This is a genomic window from Rhizobium sp. LARHSG275 (assembly GCF_052871115.1).
Genome location: NZ_JBIXJN010000006.1, coordinates 275,168 through 293,486, shown reverse-complemented (window position 1 = coordinate 293,486; position 18,319 = coordinate 275,168). Strand labels below are relative to the sequence as shown.

Below are 18,319 nucleotides of genomic sequence, written 5' to 3'. Positions count from 1 at the left end.
TGGGGAGGGGGTTCGGCTGACCGAGCGCGCTGCCGAACAGCGCCCCGCCACCCTAAATTACGATCCAGTCGGAGGAGTTATGGCTTCGCTTGAGCAGAGAACGGCAGCTGCGCCGAAGACCGATGAGCGCGTCAAACAAGTGAGCTTTCTGACGCATATGATGCGGCGGCCAGAGCTTGGTGCTGTGGCAGGCCTTGTTCTCGTCATCGTCTTTTTCTTTCTTACCGCAGATTCGACGATGTTTTCGCTTTCCGGCCTGATGACCATCATGGCGCCGGCCTCGCAATTGGGAATCCTTGCCATTGCAGCAGCGCTTCTGATGATCGGAGGAGAGTTCGATCTCTCGATCGGCTCGATGGTGGCCTTTGCCGGACTGATCTTCGGCGTCATCCTCACGAATTTCGGCCAGCCGCTTTCGGTTGCCATCGTCATGACGATGCTCTTCGCCGCGTTCATGGGAGCGATCAATGGGCAGATCGTCATTCGCACGCGCCTTCCGTCCTTCATCGTGACCCTGGCATTCCTTTTCATTCTCCGTGGCCTGACGCTCGTCGGCCTGAAATGGGCAACGGGCGGTTCGACGCAGCTTCGCGGCATCAGCGATCGTGTCAAAGACAGTCCGCTGCTTGGCTTTTTTTCCGGGGATGCGCTGAAGGGCGCATTTGTCTGGCTCGCGGATCACGATCTGATCGACAAGTTCCCCAACGGCATGCCGAAGGTCACGGGCGTCCCGGTCTCCGTATTGTGGTTTGTCGCGCTTGCGCTGGCTGCGACCTGGGTCCTCCTGCGCACCCGCACGGGCAACTGGATCTTTGCCGCCGGTGGCGATCCCAATGCGGCGAGAAACTCCGGCGTGCCCGTTCACAGAGTTAAGACCGGCCTGTTTGCGCTGACAGCATGCGCGGCAGCTCTGGTTGCCATCATCACCGTGCTCGATGCTGGCTCGACTGACGCCAGACGCGGCTTTCAGAAAGAGTTCGAGGCGATCATTGCCGCCGTCATTGGTGGGTGCTTGCTGACCGGCGGCTATGGTTCGGCGATTGGCGCCTTCTTCGGCGCGATCATCTTCGGCTCGGTCTCGATCGGCCTGACCTACACCAAATTCGATTCCGACTGGTTTCAGGTCTTCCTGGGCTCGATGCTGCTGCTGGCCGTTCTCTTCAACAATTTCATCCGCCGCAAGGTTACCGGGGAGCGCTGATCATGTCTGATATCAACAATCGAACGCCGATCATCGAAGTGACCGATATCATCAAGCACTACGGCTCCGTGATTGCGCTCAACGGCGTGTCGATGCAGGTGTCGGCCGGAGAAGTACTTTGTCTCCTCGGTGACAACGGCGCGGGCAAATCCACCTTGATCAAGACACTCTCCGGCGTCGTCCGCCCAAGCGGAGGTTCGTTCCTGGTCGAAGGCAAGCCGGTCAATTTCCGCAGTCCGCGCGACGCGCTCGATGCGGGGATTGCGACTGTCTATCAGGACCTTGCCATGATCCCGCTGATGTCAATCACCCGTAACTTCTTCATGGGCCGGGAGCCTCGCAAAGGCTTCTTCCCTTTCCGTCACCTGGACCTTACGCATTGCAACGACGTCACGCGTGAAGAGATGCGCAAGATCGGCATCGATATCCGCGATCCCAATCAGGCAGTGGGCACCTTGTCGGGGGGCGAACGCCAATGCGTTGCGATTGCGCGTGCGGTCTACTTCGGCGCCAAGATCCTCATTCTCGATGAGCCAACTTCGGCGCTCGGCGTGGCGCAAACCTCGATGGTGCTGAAATACATCCACCAGGTCCGACAGAACGGATTGGGCGTCATTTTCATCACCCACAATGTTCGCCATGCTTACGCGGTGGCGGACCGTTTCACCATCCTCAATCGCGGCCAGACGCTTGGCACTTTTGCCAAGGCTGATATCGCGATGGATGAGCTTCAGAACCTCATGGCCGGCGGCAAGGAACTGCAGCAATTGTCCGAAGAACTCGGCGGCACGATCTAGCCGGCTTGCTTCCGAGACGGCGTTCGATTGGCTTTCAAGGGCCGTCGCCGCCTTTCACTCAATCATCAATCATGGAATACGGTCATGTACGAAGGCTCGTCGAATGCCTCATCCCCCTTCACGCTCGCCATCTGTGCCGAGATGGTCTTCAAGTCGCTGCCGGTCGTCGACAGGCTCAAGCGCATCACCGAACTCGGCTTTCAGGCCGAGATCTGGGATTGGACGAGACATGACATCGCCGCCCTTGCAAGATCAGGAGCGGTCTTCTCGTCAATGACGGGCTATGTGACCGGTACGCTCGCCGATGACGCGGGCGCAGACGAATTGCTGCGAACGGCCAAGCAATCGATCCCGATCGCCAGAGAGCTCAACTGCCCGCGCCTCAACCTGCATGGGACCGGTCTCGACGGCCAGGGTCTGCCGGTGGTCAAGGCCGACAAGGTGACGGGCGCCATGTGGCTCAAGGCGCGCGATACTCTTAGCCGTATCGCCGACCTCGGCGACAAAGAGGGCGTCACCTTCGTGCTCGAAAACCTCAATGAGGCAGTCGATCACCCAAAGACACCGTTTGCCAAGGCCGAAGATACGCTTGCGCTCGTTTCGTCGGTAAACCGACCGGCGCTGAAGCTCAATCTCGACCTTTATCACGCTCAGATCGGCGAAGGAAACCTGATCGAGCTATGCCGGCGCGCTCTGCCTCATATCGGCGAAATCCAGGTGGCGGATGTTCCGGGGCGCATGGAGCCGGGTACCGGAGAGATCAACTACAAGGCAATTGCTGGTGCGCTCAAGGATATGGGCTATCGCGGCACGATCGGCATGGAGGCCTGGGCTTCCGGCGACGATGAGACGGCGCTTGCCCGTTTCCGCGACGCCTTCACGGTTTGAAGATTTCGATAGTCAACACTTACATATCATGGAGAAATATCAATGATCAGGTTTGGAGTGATCGGCGCCGGCCGGATAGGCAAGGTGCATGCCGCGACTATTGCGGCGAACCCGAAGGCGAAGCTCGTCTATGTGGCGGATGCCTTCAAGGCATCGGCAGAGGCGCTTGCCGCGCAGACGGGCGCCGAGGTTGCCGATGCGGAGGACGTCACCAAGTCCTCAAACGTCGATGCGATCCTGATTGCGACACCGACCCCCAGCCACGCCGATCTCATCGAAGCGGCCGCGAAGGCCGGCAAGGCAATCCTCTGCGAGAAGCCGGTGTCCCTGTCGGTCGAGCGCATCAATGCCTGCCTCGACGTCGTCGAGAAGAACAAGTCGACCTTGATGATCGGCTTCAATCGCCGGTTTGACCCGAATTTCGCCAGTGTGGAAGCGCGCCTGCGCCGCGGCGATATCGGCGAAATCGAAATCGTGACGATCACCAGCCGGGATCCCGCGCCGCCGCCTGCCGATTACGTCAAATCCTCCGGCGGTCTGTTCCGCGACATGATGATTCATGACTTCGACATGGCCCGCTTCCTCATCGGGGAGGAATTCATCGTCGTGAATGCACTTGGCTCCTCGCTCGTCGACAAGGCGATCGGGGCCGAGGGCGATGTGGATACCGCCGCCGTGCAGATGCAGACGGCATCCGGGCGCATTGCCGTCATCACCAATTCGCGCCGGGCGACTTATGGCTACGACCAGCGAATCGAAGTCCACGGAGCTGCCGGCATGCTTGCTGCGAGGAATATCCACGCAACCAGCGTCGAGCTTTCCAATGCGCATGGTGTTAGCGGCGATCCCGTCCAATATTTCTTCCTCGAACGCTACGCCCAGGCCTACGCCAATGAGATCAATGTTTTCATCGATGCGATCGACAGCGGCAACCGCTCACCGAGGCCCGGCGGACTCGACGGCCTCCAGGCTCAGAAACTGGCGGAGGCCGCCACTGTCAGTTGGCAGACAGGAAGGCCCGTGCAGGTCGATTAACAAGCTTCGATGCGATGCGGCCATGTTGTCACACTGTCGCATCGCCACCGGGGGTGACGTGCCGCCTTCCAATGCGCATCCGGGTCGCACCGAGATTGCCGGAAGACGGCCTTTGGAAGGTGAAGCGCAATGCTACAGGATAGAGACCATCGCCCTCCTGCGACTCTGCAGGAATTGAAGTACCTGATCGCCAAACGGCAGATCGTCTTTCCAAACAGTCTCGAACAAGTTGCGAGGCAGGTCATTGAACGGCCGGAAATAATTGCATTCGAAAGTGCCGCTGTGATTGCGCGCAATTGCAAGGTTTCTCAAACGACGGTTCACCGACTTGCACAGCACATCGGGTTTCGAACATTGCGCGAGTTTCGCGCGATGATAAGAGATCATCTCCGCAAGATTTCCGCGAATCATCGCTAGGGGCTGTCTGGCTCCCTGTTCGACGAAGGCCGTTCCGCATGAGGTCACAAGGCTCCCGGCATCGAGGCCGTCGAAGCCGTTGCCTCTACCAGTTCGATGACGCGTAACTTCTCGAGAAGGAATCAAGTCGTCTGGGGATTCCGGCGGCCGCTGCTGCCGTCGAGAGAAATTCGCAAGCGCTCGGCGAGATGCCCCGCTGGGCGCAGGTCACGCTCCATCAAAACTTCGTCTGACCCCATCAGTCGGCGCGTCGTGCTACGAAAATCACAACGCCGGGCGATCTGAAACTTCAGCTATGCGCGGTGGAATTTTGAAATTCCGAGCACACATATGGACCTCTTGAAGATCAAGACGCTGATCGACTTTGTCGGACGATCGAACATTACCGAGCTGACCGTGACGGAGAAGGACGTGACGGTTCGGATCTTCCGCACGTCGCCGGGTCAGGAGGCTGCTGCCGAGCCCGAGCAAGAGGGATCGACGACAAGCCTTGCCCAGAATGCCGGCGCCGATACGCCTTCGAAGCCTGAAAAAACCCATGCGGTGAAGGCGCCGGTCTTCGGCGTTCTGCACCGGACCCCGGCACCCGGGGAGCCGCCATTCGTCGCAATCGGTGAAGAGGTGGAAGAGGGGCAAACGCTTTTCATCATCGAGGCGATGAAGGTCTTCAACACGATCGCGGCGCCGCGATCGGGGCGCATCACCCATCTCACCGAAATCGACGACGGCGAGGTCGAGACCGGCGATCTGCTGGCGGAGATTGCCTGATGCCGGAAACGCCTGAACAATCTCCGAGCGGCCGCTTCGATACCGTCCTCATCGCCAATCGCGGCGAGATCGCAGTCCGGATTCAGCGCGCCTGCCGCGAGCTCGGCCTGAAGACAGTCGCCATCTGCTCCGAGGCGGACAGGGAAGCGCCTTACGGCAGCACCGCCGACAGCTTTCTCTGCATCGGCCCGTCGAGTGCTGCCAAGAGCTATCTCAATCAGGATGCCATCCTTCTGGCGGCGCGTCTCGCCGGTGTCGGCGCCATCCATCCAGGTTACGGTTTTCTATCGGAAAACGCCGCCTTCGCCGACGCTGTCGAAAAGGCCGGCCTTGTCTTCATTGGCCCGACCACCTCCTCGATTGCCATCATGGGCGACAAGATATCGGCAAAGCGCGCGATGATGGCAGCCGGAGTTCCCTGCGTTCCCGGTCCGGATACCGCGCTGCCCGATGACCCCGCCACGATCGAGCGCCTAGCGCTCGAAATCGGATATCCCGTCATCATCAAGGCAGCCGGCGGCGGCGGCGGACGCGGCATGCGCGTCGTGCCAAAGGCCGATTTGCTGCATGAAGCAATTGCGCTGACGCGGGAAGAGGCCCGCAAGGCCTTCGGCTCACCCGCGCTCTACATGGAGAAATTCTTAGGGCATCCGCGCCACATCGAGATCCAGGTCATTTGCGACGATCACGGCAATGCCGTGTGGCTCGGACACCGGGATTGCTCGATGCAGCGCCGCCATCAGAAAGTGGTGGAAGAGGCGCCGGCGGCGGGAATTGTGCCCGACATCATCCAGCCGGTCGGCATGGCCTGCGTGCAGGCCTGCCTTCAGATCGGCTACCGGGGTGTCGGAACCTTCGAATTCCTCTATGAGGACGGTGCTTTCTATTTCATCGAGATGAATACGCGACTTCAGGTCGAGCATCCCGTCACCGAGATGACGAGCGGTGTCGATATCGTCCAGGCGCAGATAAGGGTGGCTCAGGGTCACGTTCTCGATCTCGTCCAAGGCGATGTGACCTGCGAAGGCCATTCCTTCGAATGCCGCATCAACGCCGAGGACCCGGATAGCTTCCTGCCCTCGGCAGGTGTCGTCACCCATCTGGTTCTGCCCACGGGGTCAGGCATCCGCGTCGATACGCATATTCATGCCGGCTACAAGGTCTCGCCCTATTACGATTCGCTGATCGCAAAGCTGATCGTCCATGCGCCGACGCGGGCGGAAGCGATGGCAAGAATGCGCGAAGCGCTTGCCGGCACTGAGGTCGAGGGAATTTCCACCAATATCCCTTTCCTGCGCACTCTGTTCGAGGACGGCGCATTCGCGCGCGGCGAGACTGACATTCACCATCTCGAACAATGGCTGAAGCTGCGGAGGGCGGCATGAGCGCGATCGATTTCAGCGATCCGGAGACCATCGCACTCCTCACTGCGGCGCTGATGGCCGCCGGCGTGGACGGTCTTGAAATCTCCCGGCCGGGCGGACAGCTTCGCATCGTCGTCGCTGGAGAAAGTGGCGCCCGCATTGGCTCGACGGAAGCGACGCCTCCTGCTCCCGGTTCAGCGGCGGCGGTGGTGAAGGCGCCGATGGCGGGCCGCTTCTGTGTCGAGCACCCGGCCGCCTCCGCCGCGCCGCAAGATCTGCCGCGCTCCGTATCCGATGCGGATATCGTCGGCTTCGTCGGGGTAGGGCATATCCTGCTTCCCCTTCGCGCCGGCCGTTCCGGTGTTTTGATCAGGCTGCTCGCCGAGCCCGGCGCGCTCGTCGGCTTTGGCGATCCTCTGTTCGAAATCGGGCTCCCGTCATGATCGCCACGACGAACAGACACGCATCGCAGCGCGAGATCGTTCCGGCCACCAAAAGCCAGGCGCGGGTTTCCTCGATCGGCGCCAGATCTTTCCTGCTCGAGGCGCCCGGCGACTTCGATCTCGCCGCGCAGCGGCGGATCTGGGCTCTGTCCCAGAGCGTGAAAGGTTGGGCGGACCTTGCCGAAAACATTCCCGGCATGACCAACCTGCTGGTGATCTTCAAGGAGACGCCCGAAGATCCGGATGCGGTGGTCGCCCGGCTGCTGGAGGCATGGGAGAATGCCCGCAGCATCGACCTCAAGGGCAAGACCATCGAGATCCCTGTCGATTATGGCGGCGAATATGCGACGGATCTGGCGGCCCTTTGCGATCTCTCGGGCTTGAGCGATCGCGAAGTTGTCCGCATCCATCATGAAGCGACCTACCGTGTCTTCGCCTTGGGCAGCGCTCCCGGTTTCGGCTACCTACATGGCCTCGATCCGCGCATCTACATGCCGCGAAAGACCGTGCCCTCGCTGAAGATGCAGAAGGGCTGCGTGACCATCGGCGGCATGCAGACCGGCGTCGCCATGCTCACAGGTCCGAACGGCTGGAATTCCATCGGCTTCGCGACGCTTGAGATGTTCGACCCCACCTTGCCGAGCCCCGCCGTGATGGCGCCGGGAGATACAGTGCGGTTCCTGCCGGCGAGGATCGAGCTATGATCGAGATCTTGGAAAGCGGTCCGTTCAACACGGTGCAGGATCTCGGCCGACCCGGCTATCGCGATATCGGCGTATCGGCCAGCGGCGCAATGGATCCGCTGGCGGTCCGGATCGGCAACATTCTCGTCGGCAATGATGAAAATGCCGCCGCGATAGAGGTGCAGACCTTTCCGTTCAGCCTGCGCTTCGAGCGGCGCATCGTCTTTGCCGTGACCGGCGCCGACGGCAAACCTCATCTGGACGGACTGGAACTACTTCCCTGGTGCGCTTACATCGCGGAGCCCGGACAGGTTCTCGAACTGAAACAGCCTCCACGGCTGGCGCGCTCCTATATTTCGCTCGGAGGCGGGCTGGATATTCCCGTTGTCATGGGTTCGCGAAGCACGTCGCTGCGCGGCGGCTTTGGCGGCAATTCAGGCCGGCCTCTGGCGAAGGGAGACCGGATCGCGGTCGGCAAGGATGCAGAGATCGCCATACTGCCGACCTCGGGTCTTGCCGTCGTCGAACCGGCCGTGGCACTGCGCGATGTCTTCCCGGCTGCTGTCGACGGCACGCTGCCGATCCGCGCCTTGCCTGCCGGTGAGCACGATCTTTTCGCAGGCGACGGCGAGGCTTTCTGGAGCCGGACCTGGAGGATTTCCTCCCGAAGCGACCGGACGGGCTACCGCCTGTCCGGCGAGCCCATCACGCCGACGGCGTCCATCGAGATGCGCTCCCACGGCGTCGTGCCCGGCGTGATCCAGGTTCCGCCCGGCGGCGAGCCGATCGTGCAGATGAGCGATGCCAACACCGCCGGCGGCTATCCGAAGATCGCCGGCGTGATCGAATGTGACCTGTGGCGGCTCGGGCAAGCCCGCATCGGCACCCGCCTGAAATTCGTTCGCTCGACGCATACGGAGGCCCGCGCGGCGGAACAGGCTGTCGCCCGCTATATCGACGACGTCATGCAGACATCCCGAATGGTCAAGCGCGCCTTGAAGGCGATGGCCTAATGGGTGTCGCCAATAGGCCGTCAAAAGGAGGAGCTGATGAAGATCGATCTGAATTCCGACATGGGCGAAGGATTTGGCCCCTACCGGCTGTGCGACGACGAAGCGATGATGAAACTCGTCTCGTCGGCCAACATCGCCTGCGGTTTCCATGGCGGCGACCCCGATACCATGGGGCGTATGGTCCGGCTTGCGAAACTGAACGGCGTCGGCATCGGCGCCCATCCGGGCTTGCCCGACCGGCTGGGGTTCGGCCGGCGCGAAATAGCGTTTTCGGCAGATGAGCTTCGCCAGCAGATGCTCTATCAGCTCGGCGCCCTGACGGCGATCGCCAAAGCCGAGGGTGTCACGGTGTCCCATATCAGCTTCCACGCGGCCATGGGCAATATGGTCAATCGCGATCCTCTGCTCGCCGACCTGACGATGGATGCGATCGCCGCCGTGGACGCGGGCCTCGTCGTCTTCGTGACGTCAGGCAGCGAGATCCAACAGGCGGCCAGACGCGCAGATTTGAGGACGCTGGCGCTTTTCCTGGCGGACCGGGCCTATGACGCCGAGGGCAGACTCGTCGCGCGCGGACTCGCCGGCGCCGTCATCAAGGACGAAGCCTCGGTGCGTGCACGCGTACGGAAATTCCTGCTCGAAGGAACCGTCGAGACGATCGACGGAGCGGTGATCGCAATGCCGGCCCGCTCCATTCTCGTCCACAGCGACACCCCGGGCGCCCTGGAGCTTGCCAGCATCGTGCGCGGCGAGATCGAAGCCACGGGCGCGACCCTCGCGCCTGCCGCCGAACTCGCCGATTGATACAATCCCGATCGCCTGCGGGCGGTCTCCCGTTCCAATCCCTCATCGAAGGACCTTCTTGATGTCCGCTGCATCAGACCGCCTGAAAAACGTCTCCATATCCGCATCCGCCGCCATGACCCAGCGCGCCAGGGAACTGGCCGCCAACGGGATCAACGTCGTCAGCCTCTCGTCTGGCGAGCCGGATTTCCCCACTCCGGGCCGCGCAATCGAGGCGGCTCATGCGGCTGCTCTTGCGGGCGATACGAAATATCCTCCGATGGACGGAACGCCGGCGCTCAAATCCGCCATCATCAGGAAGTTCAAACGGGACAATAATCTCGACTATGAGGCCAGCCAGATCGTCGTCTCGGGCGGCGGCAAGCAGGTGATCTTCAATGCCATGCTGGCAACCTGCAACCCGGGCGACGAGGTCATCATTCCCACACCCTCCTGGGTCAGCTATGCGGATATCGTCAAATTCGCCGGCGGCATCCCGGTCGCCGTCCCCTGCCACGAGCAGACCGGCTTCAAGCTGCGTCCCGAGGATCTGGAGGCGGCGATCACGCCGCGCACGAAGTGGCTTTTCCTCAATTTCCCGAACAATCCGACCGGGGCCGCTTGCTCTCGGGCGGAGATGGCTGCCATCGCCGAGGTCATGCTGCGTCATCCCGATGTCTGGATCATGACCGACGATATCTACGAACACCTAGTCTATGACGACTTCCAGTTCTGCACGATCGCCGAAGTCGAACCCAGGCTCTATGAGCGCGTCCTGACGATGAACGGCGTTTCCAAGGCTTACGCAATGACAGGCTGGCGGCTCGGCTTTTGTGCGGGTCCGAAAGAGCTGATCTCCGCCATCAGCAACGTCAACGGCCAGAATGGCGGCGGGATCGCAACGCTGACCCAGGCTGCGGCGACCGCGGCGCTCGACGGTCCTCAGGATCTGTTGAAGGAGCGTGCGGCGATCTACAAGGAAAGACGCGACTTCGTCCTCGACAGATTGTCGGAAGTGGAAGGGTTGCGCTGCCATAGGCCAGAAGGCGCCTTCTACCTCTATCCCAACATTTCCGGGCTGATCGGCAATACCAGCAGGGGTGGGCGAAAGATCGAGACCGATGTCGATTTCGTCATGGCGCTGGTGGACGAGCATCATGTCGCGACCGTGCAAGGAGCGGCTTACGGAATGAGCCCGTTCTTTCGCATTTCCTACGCCACGAGCATGGAGAAACTCGGCGAAGGCTGCGCGCGCATAGCTCAATTCTGCAGGGATATGCGCTGATTGGCAACGCGTTTCAGTTTTTCAAGCGTGCGGTCAACTCAAGAAGGATGTCCCGGACAGCAAGGGCCGGTTCCGATAGGGGATTCTGGTCGGACACACACAGCGACAGGGTTTCTTCGATCCGCGGCGAGACGATCCGGCAGATCAGCGGTTCGCTCGATTCCGATACGATGCGGTCGGCGATGGCTTTCGGCATGATCGTCGCGCCGAGACCGCTGCCCACCGCGCGGGCCAGGGTACGGACGATCTCGACTTCCGCCACGACTTTCAAATTGGTGCGGGTGCGGGTGAAGGCTGTATCGACCGCGCGGCGGACGAAATTATAGGCCGGCGGCAACAGCAGCGGTATCCCGTCGAGAGTATTCACCGGAACGGGTTTCGCATCCGCTTCGATCGCAAAGTCCCGATGCGCGACAAGGAAAAACTCTTCGCTGAGGATCGGTTCGAACCGGACACCTTTGATCGGTCCGGTTCCGTGGAGAAGCGCCATCTCCAGCCGGCCATTCATGATCATCTGGCTATAGGTCTGGCCGACGCTTTCGGTCAGGTGCAGCAGAATACCGGGATGCCGTTTGCGGGTCTCCGCCAGGAGGTCGACCGACAGCGTGGCCGCACTGCTGAAGGGCACGAGACCGACGGACACACGCCCGGCAAGCGAATTGCCGGCTGCCGATGCATCCGCTTGCGCCTGCTCCATCTGCCGAAGGATAATCTGCGCATGGCGATACACCGCATGTCCCGCATCGGTCATGCTGACGCCCTGCTGGCTGCGGATCAGCAGCTTCTGGCCGAAATGTTCCTCCAGTGCCGCAAGCTGCTGGCTGAGGGCCGGCTGGGCGATGTGCAGAAGGTCCGCCGCTCGCGTGATGCTGCCGCTGTCGACGATCACGATGAAAGATTTAAGGCGTCTGATGTCCATGAGGATCGGGGTACCGTTCTGATCTGCGCGGCTTACATGTTTGCAGACGCGCATTGCTTTAGCAACGCGACGTCGTCGCCAGGACCGGGGACTGCCAGAGGCACGGACGCCACGAGGTGATGCCCGGCATCAGCTCTTTCTTTTCTTCAGCAACCTGCGTCGGCTCCATAACCGTTGCTTATTGCTCCAGAGATAATCGGTCTTAGGCAAGGGGTTTAAGCTTCGCTACTGTCTCGATCAACAACAAGGGAACGACAATGCCATTCTCCGACTACAAGACCGCACTGGTGACCGGCGCATCCTCCGGTATCGGCGCAGCCGTGGTGGAGCGGTTCCGCCGGGAGAACATCGAGGTTCATGCGGTTGCCCGTAGCGCCGAAGCGCTGCAGCAGCTGGCCACGCGAACGGGCTGCGTCGCCCACGTCATCGATGTGACCGACCGTCAGGCCATGGCCGAGCTCACGGGTCGAGTGGAGTTCGATATTCTCGTCAACAATGCCGGCGTCGACCGGCCGAAGAAATTCCTGGAAGCCGACGAAGGCGATATCGATCTCCTCGTCGATGTCAATCTCCGGGCGGTCCTGCACCTCTGCCGCATGGTCGTGCCCGGCATGGTGGCCCGCGACCGCGGGCATGTCATCAACATCTCGTCGATCGCCGGCGCCTATAATTTCGGCGGCAACTCATCCTATCACGCCACCAAGGCCGGGGTGAGCATGCTGTCCAACCAGTTGCGCATCGACGCTTTCGGCAAGCGGGTAAGGGTCACGGAAATCTGCCCCGGCCGGGTCGCCACTGACATTTTCAATCACGTCCATGGCGATGACCCCAGCATTAGGGAACGGTTCATCGACGGCTTCGAACTGCCGCAGGCGACCGATATCGCCGACGCGATTGCCTTCGCCATAGCAGCCCCCGTCGCCGTCAACGTTGGGCACATGGAGATCACGCCGACGCTGCAGGTCATGGGCGGGCTGCAGACAGCAAAGCCCCAGCCTCCGGCGAAGCCGGATCTATCCGGGGAGCCAAACCCGTGAGCGGATTCGACCTTTCGGCAATCCTCGGAAATCCGGAATATACCGCCATGCTGCTGCATGGCATCGAGATGACCTTCATCATCTATGCCGGCTCCTGGTCGATGGCGATGGCGCTGGCACTTCTGCTGCTGGCTTTGCGCTTGTCGCCCTTTCGCTTCGGTGATCCGTTAGTCGCTGCTTACGTATCCTACCACCGCAACGTCCCCACCCTGGTTCAGCTGATGCTGTGGTACTTCGGGATTTTCACCCTGATGCCAAGCGGAGTAGCGACATGGCTGGCCGTCCATAATGCGGAGGCCATCTTCGCGGTGATCGGGCTCGGTCTCTGCCAGGCGGCCTATTTCAGCGAAGATCTTCGCTCGGGCGTGCGCTCGGTCAGCCCCGGCCAAATGCAGGCAGCCCGTGCGCTCGGCCACGGTTATGTCTCGGCGATGCGATTCGTCATCATGCCGCAAGGCGTGCGCAACGCGCTGCCGCCGCTCATCAATCACAGCGTTTCCCTGTTCAAGAACAGCAGTCTCGCCGTCGTCATCGGAGCCTCGGAACTGACGCATGCCGTCAAGGAAATCGAGAACCTCAGCTTCCGGACCTTCGAGATCTACCTGATCGGCACGGTTCTCTACCTTTTCTTCTCGCTCGTGATCATGAGCATCGGCGCCTATCTCTCGATGCGCACGGATCCTGCCAGGAGTGCGCGGGCATGATCCACGACATGATCGCCATCGTCCGAGACTACTGGCTGCTGCTGCTGATCGGCCAATATCCGAATGGGCCGCTTGGCGGGCTCGCCAACACGCTGATCCTTTCTGCACTCAGCATCGCTCTCGCCTTTCCGGTCAGCATCCTCTTCGCACTGGCGCGGCTCTCCGGGTCGCCGCTGCTGCGCTGGCCGGTCACGGCACTCGTCTATTTCACCAGGGGCGTGCCGCTCTTGATGCTCATCCTGTGGAGCTATTTCCTCGTTCCGCTGCTGACCGGCGCCGATGTGCCGAGCTTCGTGACGATGCTGACGACGCTCGTGGTCTATCAGAGCGCGTTCCTGAGCGAAGTCGTGCGTGCCGGCATCGTTGCGCTCGGACCGGGCCAGATGGATGCGGGGCGTGCGCTTGGCCACGGTTATATAGGTGCGATGCGCTTCATCATCCTGCCGCAGGCACTCTACAACATGATCCCGAGCATCATCTCCACCTTCGTCTCGACGATCAAGGACACGACGCTCGGCTACGTGATCAACGTGCCGGACCTGACCTTTGCCGCAAGTCAGGTCAACAACCAGCTCCTGACGCAGCCTTTCCAGGTCTTCCTGATCCTGGCGATCGTCTACTTCGCCATCTGCTGGACACTCACCTACTTCGCAAATCGCCTCGAGCGGAGCATCACGCGGCGGCGTGCGGGACTTTCCAACCTTCCCTCTGCTGCCTTGGTCGCGCCATCGAAAATCATATCGGAGCAGCTATGACCATGTCAGTTTCAGCACAGGAATTGCAGACGATCCGGCTTTCGCAGGTCTGCAAGAGCTACGGCGACTATCCGGTCCTGAAGGACATCGATGCGCAGGTCTCGCGCGGCGAAGTCGTGGTCATCTGCGGGCCGTCCGGTTCGGGAAAATCGACGCTGATCCGCACGATCAATCGCCTAGAGGAGATCAACAGCGGATCGATCACGCTCGACGGGCAAAACATTCATGCCGCCATGCGGGCAAAGGAACTCAATGCACTGCGCAGCCGGATCGGCTTCGTATTTCAGAACTTCAACCTGTTTCCGCACCTTTCAGTGATCGAAAACGTCTCGATGTCGCCGATCCGGGTGAAAGGCGTGGCGCCCGACGTTGCAGAGGACAAGGCCCTCAAGCTTCTCGATCGGGTCGGCCTTGCCGACAAGGCGCGGGCCTATCCCGGTCAGTTGTCGGGCGGCCAGCAGCAGCGCGTGGCAATCGCCCGCGCCCTTGCCATGGAACCGCCGGTGATGCTGTTCGACGAGCCGACCAGCGCGCTCGATCCTGAAATGGTCGGCGAAGTGCTGGCCGTCATGAAGAGCCTGGCGTCCGAAGGCATGACCATGCTCTGCGTCACCCACGAAATGGGTTTCGCGCGCGACGTCGCCGATCGGGTCTGGTTCATCGATGCCGGCCAGATCCTCGAAATGACGACCCCCGAACAATTCTTCAACAATCCGAGTCATCCCCGGGCGCAGCGTTTCCTCGCTGATCTTAGGCATTGATAGCAACCACCAAAAACAAAGGAGAACAGCAATGAACTGGAAGTGTCTAACCCTCACCGTCGCATTTGCCGGCATGGCGGCAGCCATGCCCGCAAAAGCCGATCAGCTCGACAACATCATCTCGGCGAAAACCTTGCGCTGCGCAACTTTCGCCGACGTTCCTCCCTTCGCGTCACCCGATCCAAAGACCCGCGAAATGGCCGGTTTCGACGTCGATCTCTGCGGCGCCATCGCCAAGGAATTGGGCGTCAAGGCTGAAATCAAGCCGGTTTCGGTCGAGGCGCGCGTGCCCGAGGTCAAGCTCGGCCGGGTCGACATCACCGTTGCCAACCTTGCCTATACTCTAAGCCGCGCCGAGCAGATCCAGTTCAGCGATCCCTATTATCTCGCCAAGGAAATGCTGATCGTGCCGGCCGACGATGCCGGCAAGAAGAAGGCCGACTATGCGGGCCAGCGCATCGCTTCGACCAAGGGTTCGACCTCCGAGATGTCGATCAAGCTCAACAAATCCGACCCGCTGACCTTCCAGGATACCGCCTCGGCCTATCTCGCCGTCCAGCAGGGCAAGGCGCGCGGCATGGTGGCCAACACCATGACGACGACCAAGTTCGTCAATGAATCGAAGAGCAAGGGCAAGGAAATGCGGATGATCGAGGAGCCGATGCTGTACCAGCCGATCGGCATCGGCATGGCCAAGGATCAGCCAGCGCTGACCGCCAAGATCAACGAGATCCTTCGCAAGCTCGACACATCGGGCGAGATCAACAAGATCTGGGACAAGTGGCTCGGCCCGGATACCGAATATAAAATGACCCGTACCGACAAGGTCGTATCGCTCTCCGAGCTGAAGTTCGACCCGATCCCATAAGCCGACCGGCTTCGGCGTCATTCACTGACAATGTCCAAACAAATTGAGACGGCGGGACACGCCCGCCGTCGGCCAAAAATGGGAGGCATCCATGATCCATATTAAAGATATCGCCGAACGGCCTGATAAAGCCGATATCGACGCCGTTTCCAAATTTTCACCCGCGACGATCCACGAAGCCCAAGGACGCCGCGGAGCCCTTTCCTCCCGCCTCAAGCCCGTCGACTACCGCATGAAACTGTGCGGTCCGGCCTTTACGGTAAAATGCGCGCCGCGTGACAACATCATGCTGCAGCTTGCCATCAACTACGCAAAACCCGGCGATATCATCGTCGTATCGGCGGGCGAATACCAAGAGGCCGGTTCCTTCGGCGATGTGCTTGCCAATGCCTGCCTGGCAAAGGGTATCGGCGGCCTGGTGACCGATACCGGCGTGCGCGACACGCTGCAGCTGAGGGAACTCGGTTTCCCGGTCTTCTCGCTCAGCGTCTGCATCAAGGGGACGGTGAAGGAAACCATTGCCGCGGTGAACGACACGATCATCGTCGGCGGCGAAATCATCCATCCCGGCGACATCATCGCCGGCGATGCCGACGGCCTGGTGGTCGTGCGCCGCCAGGAAGCGCAGGAAGTCGCCCGGCTGTCGCAGGCCCGCGAAGATGCCGAGGCCGGCTATATCGCGGCCTATAAGCAGGGCAAATCGGTCATCGAGGTCAGCAATCTCGAACCGGTGTTGAAATCCAAGGGCCTTGTCGTCGACATCTGACGCGACAGCGCAATAGCTATCAGCCTGTCACTCTACACGGCGGCTGGCCTTTCCGGCCAGCCGCCGTTTCCAAAACCAGGCAGTTCAAACGCTTTCGGGCGTAATCGTTTCGAAAGGATGGTTGAGCTGTCGCGGTGTGCCAGCGCTGCGATCATCGTCGCGATCAACTCATCCGATATCTGATCCAAGGGATGGCACAGTGCCGCCGTAATCGGGTCTTCCGTCAAGTCTTTGCGTTTCCGGGGCCGATGCGGCAGCGCGCGGCCTCTCGCACACCCCAGGGGACAACACCCGATCGTTGATTTCTGATTTCAAGCCAATCCGGGAAATCTATTCACTCTTCTTCCAAAACTATGAAATTCAGTTTCTCTATAAATTCTATGGAGAACGTATTTTAGCAGTCAACAGCCAATTGAATTCTTGGCCCTGGGGACGACCAGGCTGTCGACGGCAAACGGAGAGGACAAGAAATGACACGGAAAATCAGGCTTGGGGCATTTCTTCCCGGTGGCGGACAGCATGTTGCGTCATGGCGGCATCCCGACCAGCCGGCCGACGGCGCGACCAGTTTCGAGTTTCACAAACGTCTTGCCTTGACGGCCGAGCGCGGGCTCTTCGATGCTTATTTCCTCGCCGACGGGCTGGCTGTCGGTTTTGGCGGTGCGCGTGAAGGCGGCAACGCCCGCGTGGCCGGCTTCGAACCCGTGACGTTGTTCTCGGCCCTTGCGCCTTTCACCACGCATCTCGGCTTTATCGCCACGTCCTCGACCACCTACGAAGAGCCTTACACGACCGCCCGCAAATTCGCCTCGCTGGATCTGATCTCCGAGGGCCGTGCCGGCTGGAATGTCGTCACCACGACGGGCGACCTGACGGCGCAGAACTTCAACCGCGATACGCAGCTTCCGCATGCCGACCGATATCGGCGCGCCGCCGAGCACGTCGACGTCGTCCGCAAACTCTGGGAAAGCTTCGACGACGACGCCTTCATCCGGGACAAGCAATCCGGCGTGTTCTTCGACCCGGCGAAGCTGCATGAGACCGACCACCGCGGCGAACATTTCAGCGTGCGCGGTCCGCTCAACATCTCGCGATCACCGCAGGGGCATCCCGTCATCGTCCAGGCCGGGCAATCCGAAGACGGCCGCGGGCTGGCCGCAGCAACGGCCGAAGTCATCTTCACCGCCCATCAGCATATCGAAACCGCCCAGGAGTTCTATCGGGACATCAAGGCCCGCGCCCGCGCTCTCGGCCGAAACCCCGATCATATCCTCGTCATGCCCGGCGTATCCGCTTTCGTCGGCAGGACCGAGGCGGAGGCGCGGGAGAAATACGACCGTCTGACCTCGCTCATCGTCGAAGAGGACGGGATCGGCCTCCTTAATGGCCTGACCGGCGGCACGCTCGACCTGCACGGCTATGACCTCGACGGGCCTCTTCCGCCCGCACCGCCGACGGAAGGCATGAAGAGCCGCCAGGCCCTCATCCGTCAGATCGCCGACGAAAACAACTTCACCATCCGCCAGCTCTATCAGTGGATCGCATCCGCCCGCGGTCACTACACCATCGTCGGAACACCCGAACAGATCGCCGATATGCTGCAGAAATGGTTCGAGAACGAAGCCGCAGACGGCTTCAACATTCTGCCGCCCTGGCTGCCGACGGCGCTCGACGACTTCGTCGATCTGGTCATACCGGAACTGCAGCGCCGCGGCCTGTTCCGGACGGCCTACGAGGGCAAGACGCTTCGCGAAAACCTCGGCCTGCCTTTCCCGACCAATCGGTGGGCTGCAGAACAAGCAGCTCTCCAGGCAGCAGAGTGAGGAGCGGTC

21 protein-coding genes are annotated in these 18,319 nt (G+C 61.0%); 19 read left to right on the top strand and 2 right to left on the bottom strand.

What is annotated here, in order from left to right:
* Positions 1–79: 79 nt before the first annotated feature.
* From ACIPSK_RS10195 to ACIPSK_RS10140, 12 genes are all read left to right on the top strand, one after another.
* Complete coding sequence (locus tag ACIPSK_RS10195) at positions 80–1,201, top strand: ABC transporter permease (protein ID WP_017968731.1); 1,122 nt, start codon at positions 80–82, stop codon at positions 1,199–1,201.
* Between the two features lie 2 nt (positions 1,202–1,203).
* Positions 1,204–1,998, top strand: coding sequence for an ATP-binding cassette domain-containing protein (locus ACIPSK_RS10190; protein WP_017968730.1), 795 nt, complete (start codon positions 1,204–1,206; stop codon positions 1,996–1,998).
* Positions 1,999–2,082: 84 nt separating this feature from the next.
* On the top strand, positions 2,083–2,886 hold the full coding sequence (locus ACIPSK_RS10185; protein WP_017968729.1) for a TIM barrel protein: 804 nt from the start codon (positions 2,083–2,085) through the stop codon (positions 2,884–2,886).
* Between the two features lie 42 nt (positions 2,887–2,928).
* A complete protein-coding gene (gene iolG / locus ACIPSK_RS10180; protein ID WP_162117631.1) occupies positions 2,929–3,921 on the top strand; it encodes an inositol 2-dehydrogenase in 993 nt (330 codons plus the stop codon).
* A gap of 129 nt (positions 3,922–4,050) precedes the next feature.
* A complete protein-coding gene (locus tag ACIPSK_RS10175; RefSeq protein WP_017968727.1) occupies positions 4,051–4,338 on the top strand; it encodes a MurR/RpiR family transcriptional regulator in 288 nt (95 codons plus the stop codon).
* Between the two features lie 330 nt (positions 4,339–4,668).
* The gene (locus tag ACIPSK_RS10170; protein ID WP_162117630.1) at positions 4,669–5,106 is read left to right on the top strand and encodes an acetyl-CoA carboxylase biotin carboxyl carrier protein; all 438 of its coding nucleotides are present in this window, start codon (positions 4,669–4,671) and stop codon (positions 5,104–5,106) included.
* Entirely contained in the window at positions 5,106–6,491 is a 1,386-nt protein-coding gene (locus ACIPSK_RS10165; RefSeq protein ID WP_162117629.1) for an acetyl-CoA carboxylase biotin carboxylase subunit, read from the top strand. Before ACIPSK_RS10170 ends, ACIPSK_RS10165 begins: the two co-directional genes overlap by 1 nt.
* Positions 6,488–6,913 (top strand): acetyl-CoA carboxylase biotin carboxyl carrier protein, encoded by a 426-nt coding sequence (locus tag ACIPSK_RS10160; RefSeq protein WP_162117628.1) that lies wholly within the window; start codon positions 6,488–6,490, stop codon positions 6,911–6,913. Before ACIPSK_RS10165 ends, ACIPSK_RS10160 begins: the two co-directional genes overlap by 4 nt.
* Positions 6,910–7,617 (top strand): 5-oxoprolinase subunit PxpB, encoded by a 708-nt coding sequence (gene pxpB, locus ACIPSK_RS10155; protein ID WP_162117627.1) that lies wholly within the window; start codon positions 6,910–6,912, stop codon positions 7,615–7,617. Before ACIPSK_RS10160 ends, pxpB begins: the two co-directional genes overlap by 4 nt.
* Entirely contained in the window at positions 7,614–8,609 is a 996-nt protein-coding gene (locus ACIPSK_RS10150) for a 5-oxoprolinase subunit C family protein (RefSeq protein ID WP_162117626.1), read from the top strand. The genes pxpB and ACIPSK_RS10150 overlap by 4 nt, the downstream gene beginning before the upstream one ends.
* A gap of 36 nt (positions 8,610–8,645) precedes the next feature.
* Entirely contained in the window at positions 8,646–9,413 is a 768-nt protein-coding gene (locus ACIPSK_RS10145; protein ID WP_162117625.1) for a 5-oxoprolinase subunit PxpA, read from the top strand.
* A 61-nt stretch (positions 9,414–9,474) separates the two neighbouring features.
* Entirely contained in the window at positions 9,475–10,677 is a 1,203-nt protein-coding gene (locus ACIPSK_RS10140) for a pyridoxal phosphate-dependent aminotransferase (protein ID WP_162117624.1), read from the top strand.
* Positions 10,678–10,690: 13 nt separating this feature from the next.
* Here ACIPSK_RS10140 and nac read toward each other — a convergent pair whose 3' ends face one another.
* Positions 10,691–11,650 carry a nitrogen assimilation transcriptional regulator NAC gene (gene nac / locus ACIPSK_RS10135; RefSeq protein WP_162117623.1) on the bottom strand — a complete coding sequence of 320 codons (960 nt, stop codon included), beginning with the start codon at positions 11,648–11,650 and terminating at the stop codon, positions 10,691–10,693.
* A 203-nt stretch (positions 11,651–11,853) separates the two neighbouring features.
* On the opposite strand from nac, the gene ACIPSK_RS10130 reads away from it, so the two are divergent.
* From ACIPSK_RS10130 to ACIPSK_RS10105, 6 genes are all read left to right on the top strand, one after another.
* Complete coding sequence (locus ACIPSK_RS10130; RefSeq protein WP_162117622.1) at positions 11,854–12,633, top strand: SDR family oxidoreductase; 780 nt, start codon at positions 11,854–11,856, stop codon at positions 12,631–12,633.
* Positions 12,630–13,337: an amino acid ABC transporter permease gene (locus ACIPSK_RS10125; RefSeq protein ID WP_017968717.1), complete on the top strand. Its 708-nt coding sequence runs from the start codon at positions 12,630–12,632 to the stop codon at positions 13,335–13,337. Before ACIPSK_RS10130 ends, ACIPSK_RS10125 begins: the two co-directional genes overlap by 4 nt.
* Positions 13,334–14,092: an amino acid ABC transporter permease gene (locus tag ACIPSK_RS10120; RefSeq protein WP_162117621.1), complete on the top strand. Its 759-nt coding sequence runs from the start codon at positions 13,334–13,336 to the stop codon at positions 14,090–14,092. The genes ACIPSK_RS10125 and ACIPSK_RS10120 overlap by 4 nt, the downstream gene beginning before the upstream one ends.
* Positions 14,089–14,853 (top strand): amino acid ABC transporter ATP-binding protein, encoded by a 765-nt coding sequence (locus ACIPSK_RS10115; RefSeq protein WP_162117620.1) that lies wholly within the window; start codon positions 14,089–14,091, stop codon positions 14,851–14,853. Before ACIPSK_RS10120 ends, ACIPSK_RS10115 begins: the two co-directional genes overlap by 4 nt.
* 31 nt (positions 14,854–14,884) lie before the next feature.
* Complete coding sequence (locus ACIPSK_RS10110) at positions 14,885–15,721, top strand: ABC transporter substrate-binding protein (RefSeq protein WP_162117619.1); 837 nt, start codon at positions 14,885–14,887, stop codon at positions 15,719–15,721.
* A gap of 91 nt (positions 15,722–15,812) precedes the next feature.
* Complete coding sequence (locus ACIPSK_RS10105) at positions 15,813–16,487, top strand: 4-carboxy-4-hydroxy-2-oxoadipate aldolase/oxaloacetate decarboxylase (protein WP_162117618.1); 675 nt, start codon at positions 15,813–15,815, stop codon at positions 16,485–16,487.
* 32 nt (positions 16,488–16,519) lie between these two features.
* On the opposite strand, the gene ACIPSK_RS10100 is transcribed toward ACIPSK_RS10105, so the two are convergent.
* Positions 16,520–16,714, bottom strand: a complete 195-nt coding sequence (locus tag ACIPSK_RS10100; RefSeq protein ID WP_246709779.1) for a hypothetical protein — start codon at positions 16,712–16,714, stop codon at positions 16,520–16,522.
* Between the two features lie 243 nt (positions 16,715–16,957).
* Between ACIPSK_RS10100 and ACIPSK_RS10095 the strand changes: the two genes are divergently transcribed.
* Complete coding sequence (locus ACIPSK_RS10095) at positions 16,958–18,310, top strand: LLM class flavin-dependent oxidoreductase (RefSeq protein ID WP_162117617.1); 1,353 nt, start codon at positions 16,958–16,960, stop codon at positions 18,308–18,310.
* Positions 18,311–18,319: the final 9 nt, after the last annotated feature.

Excerpts from the sequence above, each read along its gene's own strand:
- ACIPSK_RS10195 (WP_017968731.1), top strand. The coding sequence starts at position 80 with ATGGCTTCGCTTGAGCAGAGAACGGCAGCTGCGCCGAAGACCGATGAG.
- ACIPSK_RS10190 (WP_017968730.1), top strand. The coding sequence starts at position 1,204 with ATGTCTGATATCAACAATCGAACGCCGATCATCGAAGTGACCGATATC.
- ACIPSK_RS10185 (WP_017968729.1), top strand. The coding sequence starts at position 2,083 with ATGTACGAAGGCTCGTCGAATGCCTCATCCCCCTTCACGCTCGCCATC.
- iolG (WP_162117631.1), top strand. The coding sequence starts at position 2,929 with ATGATCAGGTTTGGAGTGATCGGCGCCGGCCGGATAGGCAAGGTGCAT.
- ACIPSK_RS10175 (WP_017968727.1), top strand. The coding sequence starts at position 4,051 with ATGCTACAGGATAGAGACCATCGCCCTCCTGCGACTCTGCAGGAATTG.
- ACIPSK_RS10170 (WP_162117630.1), top strand. The coding sequence starts at position 4,669 with ATGGACCTCTTGAAGATCAAGACGCTGATCGACTTTGTCGGACGATCG.
- ACIPSK_RS10165 (WP_162117629.1), top strand. The coding sequence starts at position 5,106 with ATGCCGGAAACGCCTGAACAATCTCCGAGCGGCCGCTTCGATACCGTC.
- ACIPSK_RS10160 (WP_162117628.1), top strand. The coding sequence starts at position 6,488 with ATGAGCGCGATCGATTTCAGCGATCCGGAGACCATCGCACTCCTCACT.
- pxpB (WP_162117627.1), top strand. The coding sequence starts at position 6,910 with ATGATCGCCACGACGAACAGACACGCATCGCAGCGCGAGATCGTTCCG.
- ACIPSK_RS10150 (WP_162117626.1), top strand. The coding sequence starts at position 7,614 with ATGATCGAGATCTTGGAAAGCGGTCCGTTCAACACGGTGCAGGATCTC.
- ACIPSK_RS10145 (WP_162117625.1), top strand. The coding sequence starts at position 8,646 with ATGAAGATCGATCTGAATTCCGACATGGGCGAAGGATTTGGCCCCTAC.
- ACIPSK_RS10140 (WP_162117624.1), top strand. The coding sequence starts at position 9,475 with ATGTCCGCTGCATCAGACCGCCTGAAAAACGTCTCCATATCCGCATCC.
- nac (WP_162117623.1), bottom strand. The coding sequence starts at position 11,650 with ATGCGCGTCTGCAAACATGTAAGCCGCGCAGATCAGAACGGTACCCCG.
- ACIPSK_RS10130 (WP_162117622.1), top strand. The coding sequence starts at position 11,854 with ATGCCATTCTCCGACTACAAGACCGCACTGGTGACCGGCGCATCCTCC.
- ACIPSK_RS10120 (WP_162117621.1), top strand. The coding sequence starts at position 13,334 with ATGATCCACGACATGATCGCCATCGTCCGAGACTACTGGCTGCTGCTG.
- ACIPSK_RS10115 (WP_162117620.1), top strand. The coding sequence starts at position 14,089 with ATGACCATGTCAGTTTCAGCACAGGAATTGCAGACGATCCGGCTTTCG.
- ACIPSK_RS10110 (WP_162117619.1), top strand. The coding sequence starts at position 14,885 with ATGAACTGGAAGTGTCTAACCCTCACCGTCGCATTTGCCGGCATGGCG.
- ACIPSK_RS10105 (WP_162117618.1), top strand. The coding sequence starts at position 15,813 with ATGATCCATATTAAAGATATCGCCGAACGGCCTGATAAAGCCGATATC.
- ACIPSK_RS10095 (WP_162117617.1), top strand. The coding sequence starts at position 16,958 with ATGACACGGAAAATCAGGCTTGGGGCATTTCTTCCCGGTGGCGGACAG.